Source organism: Actinoplanes sp. NPDC051343, assembly GCF_044455125.1.
Lineage (GTDB): Bacteria > Actinomycetota > Actinomycetes > Mycobacteriales > Micromonosporaceae > Actinoplanes.
Window position 1 is genome coordinate 922338 of the sequence record NZ_JBITEL010000001.1, and the last position, 19613, is coordinate 941950.

Below are 19613 nucleotides of genomic sequence, written 5' to 3' on the forward strand. Positions count from 1 at the left end.
AGTAGAGCGCATGATCTCCACTCCTTCCCTCCCCGGCGGCACCTGGACCCTGGGCGACCTGACCGTCACCCGCTTCGGCTACGGCGCGATGCAGCTCGCGGGCCCCGGCGTCATGGGACCGCCGGCCGACCGGCCGGGCGCGCTGGCCGTCCTCCGGGAAGCCGTCGACCTCGGCATCACCCACATCGACACCGCCGACGCGTACGGGCCGCACATCACCAACGGCCTGATCCGCGAGGCGCTGCACCCGTACCCGGCGTCGCTGCAGATCGTCACCAAGGTCGGCGCCACCCGCGACGGGCGGGGCGGCTGGCCCCCGGCGCGTACGCCGGGCGACCTGCGCCGGGCCGTACACGAAAACCTGACCCACCTCGGCCGGGACGTGCTCGACGTGGTCAACCTGCGCCTCGGCAACGCACAGGGCCCCCGGCCCGGCTCGGTGGCGGAGGCGTTCGGGACGCTGGCCGACCTGCAGCGGCAGGGCCTGATCCGCCACCTCGGCGTGAGCAACGCGCAACCCGAACAGGTCACCGAGGCCCAGTCGATCGCGCCCATCGTGTGCGTACAGAACATGTACAACCTGGCCCACCGCGACGACGACCAGCTGATCGACGCGCTGGCCGCCCAGGGCGTGGCGTACGTCCCGTTCTTCCCGCTGGGCGGCTTCAGCCCGCTGCAGTCGTCGGCGCTGTCGGCGGTGGCGGCCCGGCGGGAGGCGACCCCGATGGGGGCCGCCCTGGCCTGGCTGCTGCAACGGTCACCCAACATCCTGCTGATCCCGGGCACGTCGTCGGTGGCCCACCTGCGCGAGAACGTCGAGGGCGCAGGTCTCGCCCTCTCCGACGAGGACCTCACCGACCTGGACAAGATCGGTCGTTAGCCGGGCGCCGAGCCCTCCCCGGCGATGCGTGCCCAGGCGCGTCGCGCACCCGGAAGTTCCGCGACCGGGTCCGGCTGGTCGACGCCACCGCCGGCTCCCTGAGCCTGCCGGCGGCCGGTGCCGACGCGGTCTGCGCGATCAACAGCGTGCAACTGTGGCAGCCGCTGCCCCAGTCCCTCGACGTCGTCCACAACCTGTTGCGTCCCGGCGGCACGCTGGCCCTCGGCCGCACGGAGCACGCTGTGCTTCCGGGTGGCGGCTCAGTGGGAAGGGATTATGAAGTTTTCCTCCGGCCCCACCTGCTCGAGGCGGGCTTCGAGGTGACGACCGCGGAGTGGGAGCCGGGCGGGAACGGCCACGAACTGCTGCTGACAGCGCGCCGACAGGTCAGCGGCTGAGTGCGCGGCCGGCCGGGCCCGCATTGCGGCTCAGGTGGTCGACGATGACGGCGTGCGGGTCGGGCAGATGGCGCCCCCGCAGGGCGTGCAGGCCCAGCCCGGCGATCACCAGGACCAGGCCGACCAGGGTTTCCCACCAGGCGATGAAGAACAGCTGCGCGCCTGCGGCGATCAGCCCCAGCGCCGGGAGTAGCGGTCCGCCCGGCAGCCGGATCCCGGCGGTGGCCCGGTCGCCCGGAGCCGAGCCGGCGCCAACGGCCGGGCCCCGAAGCCAGGCGGTGCCGGCGTCGGCCCGAGCCGAGCCGACGCCGGCGGCCGGGCCCCGAAGGTCGGCCGTGCGGGCGTCGGCCGGAGCCACCGGCCGCCGGCGCTGGGCTCGGATCGCGGCCGCGTTGACCAGGATCATCGCGGCGATGGCGGCCACGTTGCCGAGGGCGACGATCGTCTGGATGTCGCCGGTCAGCAGCAGGATCACCGAGATGACCGCGCCCCCGAGGACGCTTGCCGCCGGGTGGCCGTGCCACAGCCGGCCGGCCGCCGTCGGCACCTGGCGGTCGGCGGCCAGCCGCACCATGATCTCGGAGGAGCCGAGCGTGTTGGCGTTGGCCGCCGACAGGGTCGAGATCAGGGCGCCGACCGGGACGCCCGGCGCGACGCTTGTTCGACCGGATCCGCGACCGGCGCGGCCGCCAGCAACCGCTGCGTGTAGGGGTCGGACGGGGCGAGCAGCACCGACGAGGGCGGCCCTTCCTCGACGATCCGGCCCTGATGCATCACCGCGACCCGGTCGGCGAGCCGCCCGACCACGGCCAGGTCGTGGCTGATGAACAGGCAGCCGAAGCCGAACTGCTCCTGCAACGACTCGATCAGGTCGAGGATCCGCGCCTGCACCGACACGTCGAGCCCGCTCGTGGGTTCGTCGGCGATCAGCAGCGCCGGATTCAGAGCGAGAGCCCGCGCGATCGCGACCCGCTGCCGTTGGCCGCCGGACATCTCGTACGGGAACCGGGCCCGGAATTCCGGGCCCAGCTGGACCGCCGAAAGAAGTTCGTTCACCCGTTCCTGCTGTTGCGCCGGGGTAAGCGAGCGGTGCACCACCAGCGGCTCGGCGATGCTGTCGGCGACGGTCCGGCGCGGGTTGAGCGACGACGCCGGGTCCTGGAAGACGATGCCGATGTCGGCCCGCAGGTCGCGCATGCCGCGCCGCGACACCGTGCCGAGGTCCGTGCCGTTGACCAGCACGGTTCCGGCGGCGACCGGCACCAGCCCGGCCAGCGCGCGCCCGGCGGTCGACTTGCCCGACCCGGACTCCCCGACCAGCCCGAGCACCTGACCTCGGGTGATCTCGAGCGAGACGCCGTCGAGGGCCCGCACGTGGCGCCGCCCCCTATATTCGACGACGACGTCCCGCAGGGACGCGACCGGAGCCGCGGGCGGGGACGACGACCCCGGCCGGATCGTCGGCACGGCACTCAACAGCTCGCGGGTGTATTCCTGCGCCGGGGCGGCGAACAGCGACGGCACCGACGCCGACTCGACGATCGAGCCGCGGCGCAGTACCACCGCCGCGTCGGCCAGGTCGGCGACCACCCCCATGTCGTGGGTGATCAGCAGGATCGCCATGCCGAGCCGATCCCGCAGGTCGCGCAGCAGATCGAGGATGCCGGCCTGCACGGTCACATCGAGCGCGGTCGTCGGCTCGTCGGCGATCAGCAGCATCGGGTCGCAGCTGATCGCCATCGCGATCATTGCCCGCTGCAGCTGGCCGCCCGAGAGCTCGTGCGGATAGGAGCGGACGACCCGGTCCACGTCGGTCAGCCCGACCGTCGCGAGCAACTCGCGCACGCGGGCGCGTACGGCCGAGCGGGAGAGCGCCCGATGGGCGCGGATCGCCTCTTCGATCTGGTTGCCGATGGTGAAAACCGGGTTCCAGGCCGTCATCGGCTCTTGGAAGATCGTGCCGATCTGCCCGCCGCGCAGCTCGCGGAGGCGGTCCGGGGGCGCCCCGAGCAGCTCTTCGCCGTCGAGTTCGACGCTGCCGGTGACGGTCGCGGTGCCGGGCAGCAGGCCGAGCACGGCCATCGCGGTGACGCTCTTGCCCGAGCCGGATTCGCCGACCAGCGCCAGCACCTGCCCGCGGCGCAACTCGAAGGTCACGCCGCGGGTGGCCGCGACATCGCCGAAGGCGATGTCCAGGTTCGAGACGGCAAACAGGCTCACTGCTTCAGCGACACCTTCAGGTAGTTGGGGTACGCGGGGAAGGCCGCCACGAAGAAGTTCTGGACGTTCGATCCGTGCAGGAACGAGTTCTTGGTGTAGATCAGCGGCACCACCGGCGCGTCCTGCATGATCCGCTTGTCGGCCTGTGCCCAGAGCGCCTGCGCCTTGGTCTGGTCGACCTCGGCGGTCGCCTGGTCGATCAGCTTGTCCACCTCGGGCGAGGAGTAGCGCGAGATGTTGTAGCCGCCGCCCCCGATCTCCTTGGTGGCGAACAGCGGCTCGATGTTGCCGTTCGCGCTCGGGAAGTCGGGCTGCCAGCTGCTGACCGTCAGGTCGTAGTCGGACCGGTCGCTGGTCACGTCGGCGACGTAGCTGTCCTGGTCGGTCGGCTTGATCGTCGTCGCGATCCCGGCCCGCTGGAGGCCCTGCTGGATCGCCTGGGCCTGGGCCAGGTTGACCTGGTCGTTCTGCGACAGCAGCACCAGCTTGGGCACGGTCGTACCGGCCAGCAGTGTCTTGGCCTTGGCCGGGTCGCCCGCCGGGTCGGTCGGGTAGAGGTTGTAGTCGGCGCGCCCGGCGATGCCCGGGGTGATCAGCGTGGTGGCCAGGTCCCCGCCGGTCGGGCCGCCGGCCGCGATCTGGAAGGCGTGCTTGTCCACCGCGTACTCGATCGCCTGCCGGACCTTCGGGTTCTTGAGGACCGGCCGCTGGGTGTTGATCGCGAGGTACTGCAGCGCGCCGGCGTCGGAGGTGACGAGCCGCGACTTGGCGGCCGGGTTCTGCTGGATCTGTGCGAGCTGGGCGGGCGGGACGAAGCCGGCCCCGAACGCGTTCTTGTCGGCGCCCGAGTCGGCGATCAGGCGCTGGGCGGCGACCGTGGTGTCCTGGCCCAGCTGGAAGACGATTTTGTCAGGGCCGCCGGTGCGCGCCTGGTCGGTGCTCGCGACCCACTTCGGGTTGCGGGTCAGCGTGACCGCGGTGCCCTGCTGGTAGCTTTCGATCTGGTAGGGCCCGGACGCGACCGGCTTCTGGTCGTACGTCTTGAGGTCGTCCTTCGCCTTGGGAACCGGCGAGAAGGCCGGCATCGAGGCGATCCAGGGCCAGTCGCCGTACGCGGCCTTCAGCTTGAACGTGATCGTCTTGGTGTCCGGGGTCTCGATCGAGGCGAGTTCACCACCGGTGTACGGCCCCTTGTACGTGTCCCCGCCGATCAGCAGGCTCTTGTGATAGCCCAGGCCACCCGAGAGTTCGGGGGCGAACGAGCGTTCCACGCCGTACTTGATGTCGGCCGCGGTGATCGGCGTGCCGTCGGCGAAGGTCAGGCCGTCCTTGAGCGTGTACGTCCAGGTCTTGCCACCGTCGGTGGTCTTGCCGGTGTCGGTGGCCAGGTCGGGCACCACCTGGGCGGTCTTGCCCGGCTCGACGTCCCACGCGGTGAGCCGGCGCAGCACCAGCCCGAGCGACGTGATGGCCAGGCTCTGGCTCTTCGCCGGGTCGAAGTGCATGACCGTCTGCGCGTTGAGGATGGTCAGCGTGCCGCCCTTGGCGGTGCCGGTCGTCGTGCCCTTGTCCGACGTGGTGCTCGGGTTGGCGTCGCACGCCGCCAGGCTCAATACGGCGGCAAGCGCGATAAGGGTCCGTCTCATAGGTGCCTCTTTCCTTTACCGCGCGACTCGTGGGTCGAGCAGGCTGTAGACCATGTCCACGACAAAATTCGCGAAGATCACCAGAACGGCCGCGAACAGCGTCACGCCGACGATCAGCGGCAGGTCGGTGCTGCTCACCGCGTCCAGCAGCAGCGCGCCGAGGCCCTGCATGCTGAACACCCGTTCGCTGATCACCGCGCCGCCGAGCAGCGTGCCGAGGTCGAGCCCGAACACGGTGATCACCGGGATGAGCACGTTGCGTAGGCCGTGCCGGCCGATCACCCGGCGCTCGCGCAGGCCCTTGGCCCGGGCCGTACGGATGTAGTCCTCGCCGAGCACCTCGAGCATCTGCCCGCGGGTCAGCCGGGCATAGACCGCGGCCGAGAGCAGCGCGAGCACGCACCACGGCAGGATCAGGTGCCAGGCCCAGTACAGCGGGTTCTCGGTCAGCGGCACATATCCGCCGACCGGCACCATGTTGAGCGTGAAGCCGAAGAGCAGAATGCCGAGCAGGCCGGCCAGGTAGGCGGGCGTCGATACGCCGATCGTGGAGAACACCATCGCCGCCCGGTCGACCACGGTGCCGCGCCGGACCGCCGCGATCACCCCGGCGCCGACGCCGAGGAGCAGCCAGAGCACGGCCGCGCCGATCGCGATCGAGAAGGTGATCGGCGCCCGCTCGACGATCAGCTGGGTGACGCTCGCGTTGAGCCGGAACGAGTAGCCGAAGCAGGGCGCGGAGCAGTCGACCGCGGCGGCACCCGACCCGAAGTGCCGGCCGGCGACGATACCGCCGAGGAAGTCCAGGTACTGCTGTGCCCACGGCTTGTCGTAGCCCATGAACGCGCTGGCCTCGGCCAGCCGCTGCGGGGTGCAGGGCCGGCCGCACGACAGCAGCGCCGGGTTCGACGGCAGCAGATAGAAGATCGCGTACGTGATGACGCTGATCACCAGCAGGGTGGCCACCATGCCGAGCAGGCGCAGGACGATGTAGCGGAAGGTTCTCATCGGCGCGTCCGGGGGTCCAGGGCGTCGCGCAGGCCGTCGCCGAACAGGTTGAAGGCGAAGGTCACCAGGAAGAGCGCGGCGCCGGGGAAGACGAGGAACATCGGGTCGGTCTGCACCCACGAGACGGCCTCGCCGATCGAGCGTCCCCAGGCCGGGGTCGGCGGGGGTACCCCCACGCCGAGGAACGAGAGCGCGGCCTCGGCACCGATCATGCCGGGGACGGTGATGGTGGCGTAGACGATGATCGTCGACCAGAGGTTGGGCAGGTACTGCCGGCGGAGCTGGTGGGCCGGGCCGGCACCGAGCGCGGCCGAGGCGACCACGAACGTGCGGCGTTTCAGGGCCAGCGTCTGGCTGCGCACCACCCGGGCGATCGACGGCCAGCCGAACAGGCCGATGACCAGGATGACCAGGAGCTGTTTGGGGAACCCGGCCGGGGCGATCGCCCCGATCGCGATCACGAAGACCAGCCAGGGGAAGCCGAACAGTACGTCGATGATCCGGCTCATCACCTGGTCGTACCAGCCGCCGAAGTAGCCGGCGGTGAGCCCGGCGAGCACCCCGATCAGCACCGCCATGACCGTCGCGGCGAAGCCGACCAGCAGCGACGTGCGGGCGCCGTGCACGACGACGGCGAACAGGTCGCGGCCGGTCACCGGCTCGACGCCGAACCAGTGCGAGCCGCCGATGCCGCCGCCGAAACCGAGCGGCTGACCCGAGTCGTTGAGGGCCTTGGTGTCGTAGGTGTAGGGGTCGTGACCCTCGATCGAGGAGAGCAGCGGAGCCGCGACGGCGAGGACGATGAAGAACAGGACGATGGCGCCGCCGGTCATCGCCCAGCGGTCGCCGAGCAGCCCGCGCAGCGGGTGCCGGGCGGGCCGGAACTCCGGCGGCTCGGACGAGACTCGGGCAACATCGACTACCATCGTTCCTTCTCTACCACAATTCCGGCACGGTGGAGCGGCCGTGATCAATGGCGACGACGGTAGGTCGTCTCCGAGGTAATGGGAAGAGACCCGCAACACATATAGGGCCAATAGGCTTTGCGACGTTGATCACCCGGGGTTTTCGGCCCGGACTATTCGCGTCGGGCCGGCACCACCGAGGTCACCGAGGTCGCCGGCGGGAACGCGTCGGTGATCTGCGCGTCGAGCGTCGCGTCGTCGAACGAGGTCACCAACCGGCCCTGGTGAGCACCTCGCGGGCGGTGTCGGCGATCGGGCGGTCGTGGGTGCTGACCCGGAAGTCACGGATGCGGTCGAGGTCGGTGCGGGAGTCGAACAGGTCGACGAAGGCCAGCAGGCGGTCGCGCCAGAACTCGTTGGGTTCGCGCGCCGTCACCCGCGCCTCCAGCACCGGGCGGGGCGCGGTCAGCTCGCAGACCTGGAAGCGGTCGCACGGGACGGCGGCCCGCAACGACGCCAGCTCGGCCTCGTCGGCGATCACGCTCGGCAGGATCAGCCGGAGCCCGGGAACGGCGGCGTAATGCGGCCAGATCGCCGCGAGGTTGCGCAGCGCGAAGTCGCGGCCCGGCGACGGGAAGATGATGCTGATCTCATCGAGGTCGATCGCGGCGTGCGCCTTGCCGTCGACCCGCAGCAACTCGGCGATCGGCCCGGCGAGCGTCGACTTGCCCGACCCGGGCGAGCCGTGCAGCACCAGCACCTCGCTCATGTTTCGAACCTAACAAGACCCTCAACCGATTTCGTAGCGGGTCCAGACCGAGCCGTGCGAACCGACCTGCACGTCGACCGTTCGCAGCTTCACCGGCGCCTCGGACAGGCCCAGCGGCGGGCCGTCGAACATGGACGGGGTGCCGAGTCCACCGACCAGCGCCGGCACGGTAATGACGTGCAGCTCGTCGACCAGGCCGGCGCGGAGCAGGGCGCCGTTGAGGCCGCCGCCCGCCTCCGAGACGACGCAGGTCGCGCCCAGTTCGGACCGGAACTTCTCGAGCATCACCGGGAGGCCGGAGGCGCACAGATAGGGAATGCCGGAGGACCGAAGGAAGCCGAGGTAGCCCGACGGCGTCGACTCGTTGACCACGACCAGCAGGCGGGTGGTGTCGTCGCCCTTGAACGACCACTCCATCCGCCCCCGCCCGTCGACCACGGCGAACCACCGCGGGCTGCCCACCGCCGGCAGGAAGTCACCGGGCGGCACGTTGACCGGCGCCAGCGGCAGCGACGGGGCGGAATCGGGTACGAACGTGCCGCTCCCCTCCAGCACCACGGTCGGCGCCGACTCCTCGAGCACGGCCGACCCCCGCGCCAGCAACTCGGGCACATCCGGCGGCCAGGCCGACTCCCACAACTGCCGGGCCGACGCATCGAGCAGCCGCGACCACCGGTTGAGAGCCACCCGGCCGTCGACGGTGGCGATGACGGAGACGATCACACGAGCACGAATCACCGGTGCAGTGTAAGGATCAGATCGACGACCAACGCGGTCCAGCCCGTCTGATGCCATGCTCCCAGCCCGGCCCCGTTGTCGCCGTGGAAATACTCCGGGAAGACGATCAGATCCTTCCAGTCCGGATGCGTCTGCAGCGTCTCGTTGGCGCCGTAGATCGGCCGATGACCCCACGAGTCCGGGATGAACAGCGAGATCAGCCGCCGGGACAGGTCGTCGGCCACCTCGCTGAGCCGCACCTTGTGCTGCGATCCGGTCGGGTATTCGACCAGCAGGTCCTCGCCGAAGAACGCCGCGAACTCGCGCAGTGCCTCGACCAGCAGATAGTTGACCGGCATCCAGACCGGCCCGCGCCAGTTCGAATTGCCGCCGAACAGCCCGCTCGTGCTCTCCGCCGGCTCGTAGCCGACGGTGAAATCGGAACCGCCGAGCGACACCGTGAACGGCTTCTCCAGATGCGCCCGGGAAAGAGTCCGCAGACCGTGCGGGGAAAGGAACTCCTCCGGGTCGAGCATGCGGGCGAGGATGCGCAGAAGCTGATCCTGGCCGACCATCGACAAAAGGCGTTGCTGCTGGCCCTCGGGCGAGAGGCGCCGGGCGCTGATGACATCGGCGTACTCGCCCTGCGCGGTGCGCAGCCAGCGCAAGCGGGCGCTCAGGTCGGGAAGTCGATGGAGGGTCGCGGCGGTCAGCCGTGTCGTTGCCGCAAGCGGCAACAGGCCCACGATGGAACGGGTTTTCAGCGGCAGCCGATGGCCGTCCGGCAGCCGGAGTACGTCGTAGAAAAAGCAATCCTCGTCGTCCCAGAGACCCTGCCGATAGGCGGCCTCCGCGATGTACGCGAAATGCTCGAAGAACTTCGTGGCCATGTCCTCGTAGGTGCGGTCGTGCAGCGCGAGCCGGATGGCCATGTCGAGCAGGTTGAGCGCGTACATCGCCATCCAGCCGGTGCCGTCCGACTGCTCGAGCACCCCGGCGACCGGCAGCGCCGCCGACCGGTCGAACGGGCCGACGTTGTCGAGTCCGAGGAAGCCGCCCTCGAAGACGTTGTTACCGCCGACATCCTTACGGTTGACCCACCACGTGAAGTTGAGAAGCATTTTGTGCATGACCCGGGCGAGGAAGTCGTGATCGCGGCCGCCGTCGATCTCGAACACCTGCAGCGCGGCCCACGCGTGCACCGGCGGATTGACGTCGCCGAATGCCCATTCGTAGGCCGGGATCTGCCCGTTGGGATGCATGTACCACTCGCGGAGCAGCAACAGCAGCTGCGACTTGGCGAAGCCGGGGTCGACGCGGGCGATCGAGACACAGTGGAATGCCAGGTCCCACGCGGCGTACCACGGGTATTCCCAGGGATCGGGCATGCTGATGACATCGAAGCTGTTCATGTGCCACCAGGCGTTGTTGCGCCCGTAGCGCCGGCCCGGCGGAGGTGGCGCCGAGCCCGGGTCGCCGGTCAGCCACTGCTTCACGTCGAAGTGGTAGAACTGCTTGCCCCACATGAGACCGGCGACGCCGGCCCGGACGACCGCCGCCTCCTCGGCCGAGGCGCCGTCGGGGATCAGGTCGTCGAAGAACTCGTCGGCCTCGGCGAGCCGCTCCCGCATCACGCCGGCCCAGCCCGCGCCGAGGTCGAGCGGGCCGGGCCCGTCGTCGGCCTGCACCAGGCGCAGCCGCAGCGTGCGGGTCTCCCCCGGCCCGAGCGTCAGCTCGTAGTGCAGCGCACCCTTGGTGCCGGTGCCGTCCGGGTTGACCGTCGGGGCGCCGTTGACCAGGTGGTCGTTGATGCCGTCCTTCGGGTACAGGCTGGTGCCGGGCAGGCCCCACAGCCGCTGCGAGTTGGTCTCGTTGTCGCACATCAGCGCCGGCACCGGACGGTCCGCCTCGAGCACGAGGTGGCCGAGCGAGCGGTGCTGCGCCTCGAGCCGCCCCGGGGTGCCGGCCATGGTCGGCACCGGACGGTTGGTCAGGCCCCACGACCAGGTGTTGCGGAACCAGAGTGTCGGCAGCACGTGCAGGGTCGCCGCTTCCGGCCCCCGGTTGGAGACGGTGACGGCGATGCACATGTCGCGCGGCGTCGCCTTGGCGTAATCGACGGTCACCGCCCAGAACCGGTCCTCGGCGAAGACGCCGGTGTCGAGCAGCTCGTACTCCGCCTCCTCGCGCGACCGCTGCCCGTTGACCCGCACCAGGTCGTCGTAGGGGTAGGCGGCCTGCGGGTAGTGGTAGCGCCAGCGCATCCACGAGTGGGTGGGCGTCGAGTCCTGGTACCACCAGTACTCCTTGGCGTCCTCGCCGTGATTGCCGCCGTCGCCGCCGAGACCGAACATGCGCTCCTTGACGATCGGATCCTGACCGTTCCAGAGGCCGAGCGCGAAGCAGAACGTCTGCCGATCGTCACAGAGGCCGGCCATGCCGTCCTCGTTCCAGCGGTACGCGCGGGAGCGCGCATGATCGTGCGGGAAGTAGTCCCAGGCCGTCCCGTGCTCGCTGTAATCCTCACGGACGGTGCCCCATGCGCGTTCCGAGAGATAGGGACCCCACGCCCGCCACGGCTGCTCTCCGGAGTCGGCTTGCGCCAGGCGTTTCCGCTCCGCCACGCCGTGCTTCACCCCCATAACTCTTTTCATCGGCTCCCGTACGGCGACACTGAGATTGTCCCCTCCCGGTGTTACAGACGTTGACACCGAATGATTGTGCCCGACAACCGGAGGTCATCTGATGGCTACCGTGCGCCGCCTGGCGTTCGGCCCGCAGGTGTGCGGGCGCCTCGACGAGGGCTCGGCCCGCGAGTGGCTGGTGCCGGACGGCTGCGGCGGCTACGCCATGGGCACCGCCGGCGGTCTGCGTACCCGCCGCTACCACGGACTACTCGTGGTCGCCGGGGAGCAGAGCCGTCGTCTCGCGCTGGCCTCGCTCGACCCGGTCGTGACCCTGCCGTCGGGCACTTCGGTGCGGCTCGGCACCCACGAATGGGCGGACGGGACGATCGCCCCGCGAGGGCACGAACTTCTCGCCGGGTTCGAATTGGTCGACGGCCTGCCGCGCTGGCGGTGGCGGATCGGCGACGTCGTCATCGAGCGGGAACTCGCCATGGCGCCCGGCCGCCCGGCGGTCGCGGTGGTCCATCGGTTGCTGACCGGCGGCCCGATCACGCTCGCCTTGGACACGCTCTGCACATGGAGAGACGTACACGGAGAGCGAACCGCCGACGGTCCGCCACTTTCCGTGGTCGACGCTTCGGACGGCTTCGTGGTCGACGACGCGTACCGTCTCCGCGGCCCCGGCTTCCGCCGGGCCGGAACCTGGTGGCGGGGTGTTCATCATCGCGCCGAGGCGGCCCGCGGCCTGACCCCGTCGGAAGACCTCTGGCATGCGGGCCGTTTCCACGCCGAGCTGCGCCAGCCCGGGGCGACGGCCTCGGTGACCGCGTGGGCCACCGACCTGCCGTCCGCGCCGGCGCCCGCCATCGACGTCGTCGCGGCCGCCCGCGCCCGCAATCGCGCGATCGTGGCGGCGGCCCGGCCGGCCGACGACGCGCAGGCCACGCTGGCGCTGGCCGCCGACGCCTTCATCGTGCAGACCGCCGCCGGACCCGACGTCGTCGCCGGCTACCCCTGGTTCGGCGCCTGGTCGCGCGACACGATGCTCAGCTACGAGGGCCTCTTCCTGGCGACGGGTCGCGCGGCCGAGGGCCGCTCACTCCTGCAGGCGTACGCGGGACGGCTGTCCCGCGGCATGCTCGCCAACACCGCCGACACCGGCCGGGTGGAATACAACACGGCCGACGCGACCCTGTGGTTCCTGCACGCGGTGGGCCGGCACGTCGCCGTCACCGGCGACACCGACCTCGCCGCCTCCCTGCTGCCGGCGCTCCGCGACGTCGTCGACCACCACTTGGCGGGCACCCGCTACGGCATCGGCGCCGACCCGTCCGACGGGCTGCTCCGCCAGGGCGCCCCCGGCGAGGCCCTGACGTGGATGGACGCCCGCGTCGACGGCGTACCGGTGACCGCCCGCGCCGGCAAACCGGTCGAGATCAACGCCCTCTGGGTCAACGGCCTCGCCATGGTCATCAAGCTGGCGTGGCAGGTCCGGGTCAGCGCCGGCGCCGCCGCCCGGGCCCACCCGGCCGCGCTGGCCTCGTTCGCCCGCCGCTTCCCCGCGCCGACCGGCTGGCTCCACGACGTGGTCGACGGCCCGTCCGGCGACGACGCCTCCCTGCGACCCAACCAGCTGCTGGCGTGGTCACTCCCCTACGCCCCGCTGCGCCCCGACCCGGCCGCCCTGCAGACCATCGGCTCGGCGCTGATGACCCCGCTCGGCCTGCGCAGCCTGGCCCCCGGCTCCCCCACCTACCACGGCGTACACCGCGGCGACCCGGCCGAGCGCGACACCGCCTACCACACCGGCACCGTCTGGCCCTGGCTGATCGGCCCGTTCGTAGCCGCCTGGCACCGCCTGGGCGTCTCCGCCGACCAGACCCTCTCCGACGCCGACGACCACCTCGGCGAGTACGGCCTGGGCTCGGTGTCGGAGACTGCCGACGGCGACGCCCCGCACGAGGCGACCGGCTGCCCCTTCCAGGCCTGGTCGGTCGCCGAGACGCTGCGCGCCCGCCGCCTCTAATGGGTGTTCAGGGCAGTGCCGGCACCGCGGCCGGGGCCGCGTCGCCGAGGCGGGCAGCGTCGCCGAGGCGGGCAGCGTCGCCGAGGCGGGCAGCGTCGCCGAGGCGGGCCGCGTCGCCGAGGCGGGCCGCGTCGCCGAGGCGGGCAGCGTCGCCGAGGCGGGCCGCGTCGCCGAGGCGGGCCGCGTCGCCGAGGCGGGCCGCGTCGCCGAGGCGGGCCGCGTCGCCGAGGCGGGCCGCGTCGCCGAGGCGAGCGGCGTCGCGGAGGCGGGCGGCGTCCTGGCCCGGTGGGGCGCCGAACTGGCGGCGGTACTCCCGGCTGAACTGCGACGGGCTGTCGTAGCCGACCCGGTGGCCGACCCCGGCCACGTCGGCCGGGCCGGACGCCAGCAGCAGGCGGGCCTCCTGCAGGCGGATCTGCTTCTGGAAGCGGATCGGGCTCATCGTCGTGACCGCCTGGAAGTTGCGGTGGAAGGCGGAGACGCTCATGCCGGAGGCGCTGGCCAGGTCCTGCACGCGGAACGGCTCCCCGTAGTTCTCCCGGATCCAGCGGACCGCCCGGGCGATCTGGGTCAGGCCACTGTCGGCCAGGCCCAGCTGGCGCACCGTGCCACCCTGGTCACCGGTGATGACCCGCCAGAGGATCTCCCGGATGACCAGCGGGGCCAGCACGTCGCGGTCGCGCGGCGAGTCGAGCAGGCGCAGCAGCCGCACCACGGCGTCGACCAGTTCGTCGCCGGCGTCGCTGACCGCGATCGCCGGGGCCGCCGGACCGGTGCGGAGCTGGTCGCTGTCCTGCAGGAGCAGCTCGGCGACCGCGGCCGGCTTGAGCACCAGTCCGAAGCCCAGCGCGGGCGCCTCGGTGAACTGCCCGATGATCGGCATGTCGACCGAGGCCACCACGTACTGCCCGGCACCGTAGTCGTAAACCCGGTCACCCAGCGCCAGCCGCTTCGCGCCCTGGGCGACCAGCGCCACCACGGTGCCGGTCATCGAGACGGCCGGCTTGCTCGGCCGGTCGACCCGGGAAAGCAGCACACCGTCGATCGGGGTGCTCAGATCGGGGCGGGCGTGGCGGGCGATCAGGGCGCGGAGCTCGTTCAGGCGCACTACCCGATTCTGCTCCGGCGAGCAGAATCGGGCAATCAGCCGGGGTCCGCGCCTTCGGAGGGCGGGTCCGACTTCGGCGGGTCCGAGTCGGGCGGCTCGGAGGACGGCGGGTCAGAGGACGGTTCGCTCGACGGGGACTCCGACAGCGACGGGTCGGCGCGGTGATGGGCGGGCGGGTCGTCGCCGCCGACCGGCGGCCGGTCGGTCGGCTGCGGGGTCGCGGTCGGCGACGAGCCCAGCCCGGCCGCGATGCCGGGCGGCCGCAACGCATAGAGGGTGCCCGACCCGCCGAGCAGGAACAGACCGCCGTCGTCGCCCGACGGGTCCGCGGACGGCGCCTCCGGGATCGTGTACTGCCAGCGCGGGGCGCCGGTGCGAACGTCCAGCCCGGCGAGGCGGCCGTCCGGGTAGGCGACGTCGATCTCGCCGGTCCGGACCAGCAGCCGACCCGCGTCGGCGGAACCGGCCGGCGGCCGGTAGACCCAGCGCTGCTGCCCCGACATCGGCTCCCACGCGCTGACCGAACCGTCGGAACCGGCCGCGAAGACGAGCCCGCCACCGCCGGCAATCGACGTCACGGCGGCGCCGTCGGCCCGGATCAGCGGCAGCAACGAACCGTTGCCGGCGTCCACGCAGCGCACCGAACCGTCCCTCAGCGGCAGGCAGGCGGCCCCGGCGGCGGCGACCGGGCCGGCACCGGCCGGGCCGACCGACGGCTTCCACATCGGGGTTCCATCACGGTCGGTGCCGTAGAGGCGGCCGTCGGCCGCGAAGGCCACCGCGACCGTACCGACCAGGGCCGGGCTCATGCTGAAACGGTCGTCGGCCCACACCCGCCAGCGGGTGTGGCTTCCGCTCAGGAGGTACGCGTAGAGCACCCCGTCCCGGCCACCCGCGTAAACCCGGCCCGCCCCGACGACCGGCCGGGAGTCGAACGTCGTGCCCGTCGTACGCCGCCACACCGTCGCACCGGTTCCGGTGTCGACGGCGAGCACGGCACCGCCGGTCGTCACCGCGTACGCCCGGCGGCCGGGAATCCCGGCCGCGACCCGCGCCCCGGCCCCGACCGGCACCGACCAGGCGAGGCTGCCGTTGTCGCGGCGATAGCCGAGCAGCTTGCCGTCCGCCGACGAGAGCACAATGCGGTCGGCGCTGACCGCGGGCGGCTCGGTCCCCCCGGAACCGGTCGGAACCTTCCACAGCAACGCCACCGGCGGCGTGGCCGGCTCGGCAGCCGGCCCGGCGGGCGGGGCCCCGTCACCCGGCCGCAGCGCGACAACGGTGACGGCGGCCGCAACCGCAAGACCGGCCAGCCCGACGGCGATCGGCCAGCGGTAGGTCCAGACCCGGCCGCGCCGCCTCCGCACGACGGCCTGGGTGTCGGGGTCGCTGTCAACCGCCGGCCGCACCGCAACGGTCTCGTCGAACGAGCCGGCCAGGAACGGCCCGGCCGCCAGGAAGGACGGCGCAACCGGGGCGGCCGGCGTCGGCGAGGAGCCCGCAGGACCAACCGCGAACAGGGACACGGCGGAGTGCGAGACGCCGCCCGACGAGAAGGCCCCCGGAGAAGCGGCAGCGCCCAGGGAGGCCGGGGCACCCACGGAAGCCACGGCACCCGACGAACCAGCAGCACCCGACGAACCAGCAGCGGCCGACAGAGGAGCGGTACCCGACTCCGAGGAGTTCCCCGACGTCAACGACGCGCCTGACGATGACGACGCCGTCGAGGGCGCCGCCGCCTGGGTAGCCGACACGGCCGATGACAACGGTTCCCCTGTGGAGACTGCCGGGGGCGAGGACGCAGCCGGGGGCGAGGACGCAGCCGAAGACGCGGCCGGGGACGACGCAACCGGCGCAGACAGCTCGGCTGGGGACGACGCAACCGGCGCAGACAGCTCGGCCGGGGACGACACAACAGTCGATGACGACAGCTCGGCCGTGGAGGAAGGGGCGCCGGTAGACGACGACGCAATCGCCGTGGAGAGCTCGGCCGGGGACAAAGGCGCGGCCGGGAACAGCGACGCAGTCGGCCCTGACGGCTCGGCCCGGGACGAAAGTGCGGCTCGGGACAGCGGCGCGGCCGGCGTGGAGGGGTCGGCCGGGAAGGGCTCGGCCGGCGAGGAAGGCGCGGCCACGGGCGGCGGTGTCTGCGGCGCCCCGGGGGGCGGGGGCGTGGGTGGGGTGCCGAGGAGGATGGCCGGGAAGGCGACCGAGACCGCCAGGTCGGCGCCGGGCAGGCTCAGGCGGGCGGCGCCCATCGCGACGGCCATCTCGGGCTGTTCGCCTGGGGGGACCGAGCGGCCGATCGCCGCCGAGACCAGGGCGCCGACCAGGGGGATGCGGGCGGAGCCGCCGGCCAGGACTACGGCGTCGGCGTCGTCGGCGCGTACGGAAGCTGCCGCGAAAGCGCGCCGCAAGGCGGCGACCGTTTCGGTCAAGGCCGGGGAGATGAGTTTTTCGAGGTCGGACCGGCGGTAGGTGATGCGGGTGTGTACGCCCGGCAGGTCGACCGCGATCTCGGCTTCGGTGTCGAACGAGAGGCTCTCGACCGCCTCGGCGCACTCGCGCCGCAGGCGGGCCAGGTCGGCCGGCGCATCGGCCGCGGTGATGTCGAAGCGGGCCCGGATCTGTTCGTAGACCATTCGGTCGAAGTCGACGCCGCCGGCCCGCTCGGTGGCGAGGATCTCGGTGCCCTCGTCGGTGCGCCGCAGAACCGTTGCCCGGAAGGTCGCGCCCAGGTCGTAGACGGCGACCAGGTCGCCGGGCCGGTAGCGTGCGGCGGCCGCCGACGCCTCGTCGTGCAGGGCGATCTCGGGGAGACCGGCCAGTTGGGCCGCCCGGCGCAGGGCGTCGACCGAGTCGGAGCCGACCGGGTGGGTGAGCACGACCCGGCCGAGCCGGCCGGACCGGCCGCGGGAGGCGGTCGCGATGACCTGGTCGAGGAATTGGGCCATCAGGGCCGGGCCGCTGAGTTCGGTGTCGCCGAGCATGATCGGCGCCGGGTCGTCGAGCCGGGTCAGCAGGTCGACGGCCAGCCGCGACGGATCCGACTCGCCCCTGCGCCGGGCGCCCTCGCCGATCAGGACGGTGCCGTCGGGGCGGAGGTAGACCGCCGTGGGAATCTCGGTCCGCCGCCCACCCAGACGCACCGCTTCCACGGCGCCACCGGCCGTGATCGCGGCAGCCGTGAACCTGCTCCCGAGATCGATCCCGAGGCCGTACTCCCCCATCCGATTGATGCTAGGCGATCGCCGCGAGTGCCTTCGGGCGGTCAGCCCAGCCAGCCGGGGCGGATGAGACCGGCCTCGTAGGCGTAGACCACCAGCTGGGCACGGTCGCGGGCGCCGATCTTGATCATGGTGCGGCTGACGTGGGTCTTCGCGGTGGCCGGGCTGATCACCAGGCGGCCCGCGATCTCGTCGTTGGAGAGGCCCTCGGCGACCAGCACCAGCACTTCGCGTTCGCGGTCGGTGAGCTGGTCGACGTGGGCCGGCGGCGCGGCCTGTCGCCCCGGGCCGCCCGCCCCGGCGAACTCGGCGATCACCCGGCGGGTGACGCTCGGTGAGAGCAGGGCGTCGCCGGCGGCGACGGCCCGGATGCCCCGCAGCAGTTCGACCGGTTCGGTGTCCTTGACCAGGAACCCGGACGCGCCGGTGCGGAGTGCCTCGAATACGTACTCGTCGAGTTCGAACGTGGTCAGGATGATCACCCGGGTCTCGGAGAGCGCCGGGTCGGCGGCGATGCGCCGGGTCGCCTCGAGGCCGTCGACGCCGGGCATGCGGATGTCCATCAGCACGACGTCGGGCCTGGTCAGCTGGGCCTGCCGCACCGCCTCGACGCCGTCCGACGCCTCGGCCACCACGCGAATGTCGGCCTCGGCGTTGAGCAGCGCCCGGAATCCGGCCCGGACCAGCGCCTGGTCGTCGGCGAGCAGCACCGAGATCACTGTTTGTCCTCCGTTGGTAGAAGCACCGACACCAGATAGCCGCCGTCGACCGGGCCGGCTTCGAGGCTTCCCCCGAGGGTCTGGGCGCGTTCCCGCATGCCGGCGATGCCGGTGCCCTCGGACGGCTCCAACCCCTCGGGAGCCAGGCCACCCTCGTTGCGGATCGCCAGGTGCAGGGCGGTCGGTAGGTAGTCGACCGCGATCGTCGCCGACGCCTCCGGACCGGCGTGCTTGCGCACGTTGGTCAGCGCCTCCTGCACGATGCGGTATGCCGCGCGGTCGACCTCGGCCGGCAACTCGCGCCCCTCACCGCTGACCGTGGTGGTGACCGGCAATCCGGCGTCGGCGGTCAGGTCGCCGAGCCGGCTGATGCCGAGCGCCGGCTGCCGGGGCGCGGCCTCGTCCTCCGTGCGCAGGACGCCCAGCACCGCCCGCACCTCGCGCAGCGCCTCCGAACTGGCCGTCTTGATCGCGCTCAACGCCTCGCGGGCCTGCTCGGGCTGGTTGTCCATCAGGTGCAGCCCGACCCCGGCCTGCACGTTGATCAGCGACAGGTGGTGGCCGAGCACGTCGTGCAACTCGCGCGCGATCCGCAGCCGCTCCTCGGAGGCCTGCCGTTTCTCCTGCTCTTCGCGGGCGCGGGCCTTCTCGGCCCGCACCTTCATGACCTCGGCCATCTGCTCGGAGCGGATCTTGGCAGCGCCGCCGAGCAGCATGAGCACGAACAGCCAGATCGCCAGCACGATCGAGTCGCCGAGATCGGGCCGGGTGCGCGGATCGAGGCCGAGGCGACTCGCGAAGACCACGGTGACCAGAAGGTAGGCGAGGTAGGCGACGGCCGCGCCGATGACCGGGAACCAGCGGCGGCCGCGGCGGGTGAGATTGAACAGGGCCATCGCCGGGGCCACCGCGTAGGACCACTTGGGCTCGGCGAACGTCACGAAGCCGATCGACGCGGCGGCGGCCAGCACGAACACGACCTCGGGCGCCTTGCGCCGCCAGAGCAGCACGAACGGACCGGCCAGCAGTAGCGCGTAGGAGAGGTTGTCCATCGGGCGGAACACCAGGCCGTGCCTGGCTGCCTCACGCGCCGACCAGATCTGGATGACCGCGGCCAGGACCGCCGCGCCGGGCGGGAAACGATGCGGTGGGCCGCCACGCCGCTGAAAGCCCTCGCGGGGCATTCGGCGGTGCGGTTTCTCGGTCACAGGGGAAAACTACGGCACCTTGCGGTGCCACGGCATCGGCTCGCGGCAGGGGCATCTCCTACGCCCACGGGCGTACGCGGTGAGCCCGCACTGCTCCCACGGGAGTACCCGGACGGTGGCCGCCGGGCCAATTGACGCCCGGAAGATGCTCCCGG

The 19613-nt window shown here is 72.0% G+C and carries 14 protein-coding genes and 1 pseudogene; 3 read left to right on the forward strand and 12 right to left on the reverse strand.

The genetic code is table 11. The annotated features are described in order from the left end of the window. The first annotated feature begins 10 nt into the window (after positions 1-10). Both ACIA5C_RS04030 and ACIA5C_RS04035 read left to right on the forward strand, forming a co-directional pair. The gene (locus ACIA5C_RS04030) at positions 11-880 is read left to right on the forward strand and encodes an aldo/keto reductase family oxidoreductase (RefSeq protein WP_396050996.1); all 870 of its coding nucleotides are present in this window, start codon (positions 11-13) and stop codon (positions 878-880) included. A 56-nt stretch (positions 881-936) separates the two neighbouring features. Continuing rightward, positions 937-1278, forward strand: a pseudogene (locus ACIA5C_RS04035) (class I SAM-dependent methyltransferase); the annotation flags it as partial. On the opposite strand, the gene ACIA5C_RS04040 reads toward ACIA5C_RS04035, so the two are convergent. The 8 genes from ACIA5C_RS04040 to ACIA5C_RS04075 form a co-directional block, all read right to left on the reverse strand. Beyond that, positions 1268-1906, reverse strand: a complete 639-nt coding sequence (locus ACIA5C_RS04040; RefSeq protein WP_396052010.1) for a hypothetical protein — start codon at positions 1904-1906, stop codon at positions 1268-1270. The pseudogene ACIA5C_RS04035 and the gene ACIA5C_RS04040 sit on opposite strands and share 11 nt — an antisense overlap. Continuing rightward, positions 1903-3498: a dipeptide ABC transporter ATP-binding protein gene (locus ACIA5C_RS04045; RefSeq protein ID WP_396050999.1), complete on the reverse strand. Its 1596-nt coding sequence runs from the start codon at positions 3496-3498 to the stop codon at positions 1903-1905. Before ACIA5C_RS04045 ends, ACIA5C_RS04040 begins: the two co-directional genes overlap by 4 nt. Further along, positions 3495-5144, reverse strand: a complete 1650-nt coding sequence (locus ACIA5C_RS04050) for an ABC transporter substrate-binding protein (RefSeq protein WP_396051000.1) — start codon at positions 5142-5144, stop codon at positions 3495-3497. The genes ACIA5C_RS04045 and ACIA5C_RS04050 overlap by 4 nt, the downstream gene beginning before the upstream one ends. A gap of 15 nt (positions 5145-5159) precedes the next feature. Next, positions 5160-6152: an ABC transporter permease gene (locus tag ACIA5C_RS04055; protein ID WP_396051001.1), complete on the reverse strand. Its 993-nt coding sequence runs from the start codon at positions 6150-6152 to the stop codon at positions 5160-5162. After that, positions 6149-7078 carry an ABC transporter permease gene (locus ACIA5C_RS04060; RefSeq protein ID WP_396051003.1) on the reverse strand — a complete coding sequence of 310 codons (930 nt, stop codon included), beginning with the start codon at positions 7076-7078 and terminating at the stop codon, positions 6149-6151. Before ACIA5C_RS04060 ends, ACIA5C_RS04055 begins: the two co-directional genes overlap by 4 nt. Before the next feature lie 247 nt (positions 7079-7325). Next, positions 7326-7826 carry a hypothetical protein gene (locus ACIA5C_RS04065; RefSeq protein ID WP_396051005.1) on the reverse strand — a complete coding sequence of 167 codons (501 nt, stop codon included), beginning with the start codon at positions 7824-7826 and terminating at the stop codon, positions 7326-7328. Positions 7827-7847: 21 nt separating this feature from the next. After that, on the reverse strand, positions 7848-8564 hold the full coding sequence (locus tag ACIA5C_RS04070; RefSeq protein WP_396051006.1) for a RibD family protein: 717 nt from the start codon (positions 8562-8564) through the stop codon (positions 7848-7850). After that, on the reverse strand, positions 8561-11179 hold the full coding sequence (locus ACIA5C_RS04075; protein ID WP_396051008.1) for an MGH1-like glycoside hydrolase domain-containing protein: 2619 nt from the start codon (positions 11177-11179) through the stop codon (positions 8561-8563). Before ACIA5C_RS04075 ends, ACIA5C_RS04070 begins: the two co-directional genes overlap by 4 nt. Positions 11180-11288: 109 nt before the next feature. On the opposite strand from ACIA5C_RS04075, the gene ACIA5C_RS04080 reads away from it, so the two are divergent. Continuing rightward, complete coding sequence (locus ACIA5C_RS04080; RefSeq protein ID WP_396051010.1) at positions 11289-13196, forward strand: amylo-alpha-1,6-glucosidase; 1908 nt, start codon at positions 11289-11291, stop codon at positions 13194-13196. Between the two features lie 7 nt (positions 13197-13203). On the opposite strand, the gene ACIA5C_RS04085 is transcribed toward ACIA5C_RS04080, so the two are convergent. The 4 genes from ACIA5C_RS04085 to ACIA5C_RS04100 are packed head-to-tail and all read right to left on the reverse strand — an operon-like array spanning position 13204 to position 19458. Continuing rightward, the gene (locus ACIA5C_RS04085; protein ID WP_396051013.1) at positions 13204-14304 is read right to left on the reverse strand and encodes an AraC family transcriptional regulator N-terminal domain-containing protein; all 1101 of its coding nucleotides are present in this window, start codon (positions 14302-14304) and stop codon (positions 13204-13206) included. A gap of 35 nt (positions 14305-14339) precedes the next feature. Then, complete coding sequence (locus ACIA5C_RS04090) at positions 14340-17534, reverse strand: Hsp70 family protein (RefSeq protein WP_396051016.1); 3195 nt, start codon at positions 17532-17534, stop codon at positions 14340-14342. Positions 17535-17575: 41 nt separating this feature from the next. After that, complete coding sequence (locus ACIA5C_RS04095; protein ID WP_396051019.1) at positions 17576-18250, reverse strand: response regulator; 675 nt, start codon at positions 18248-18250, stop codon at positions 17576-17578. Beyond that, positions 18247-19458, reverse strand: a complete 1212-nt coding sequence (locus ACIA5C_RS04100; RefSeq protein ID WP_396051022.1) for a sensor histidine kinase — start codon at positions 19456-19458, stop codon at positions 18247-18249. Before ACIA5C_RS04100 ends, ACIA5C_RS04095 begins: the two co-directional genes overlap by 4 nt. Between the last annotated feature and the right edge of the window lie 155 nt (positions 19459-19613).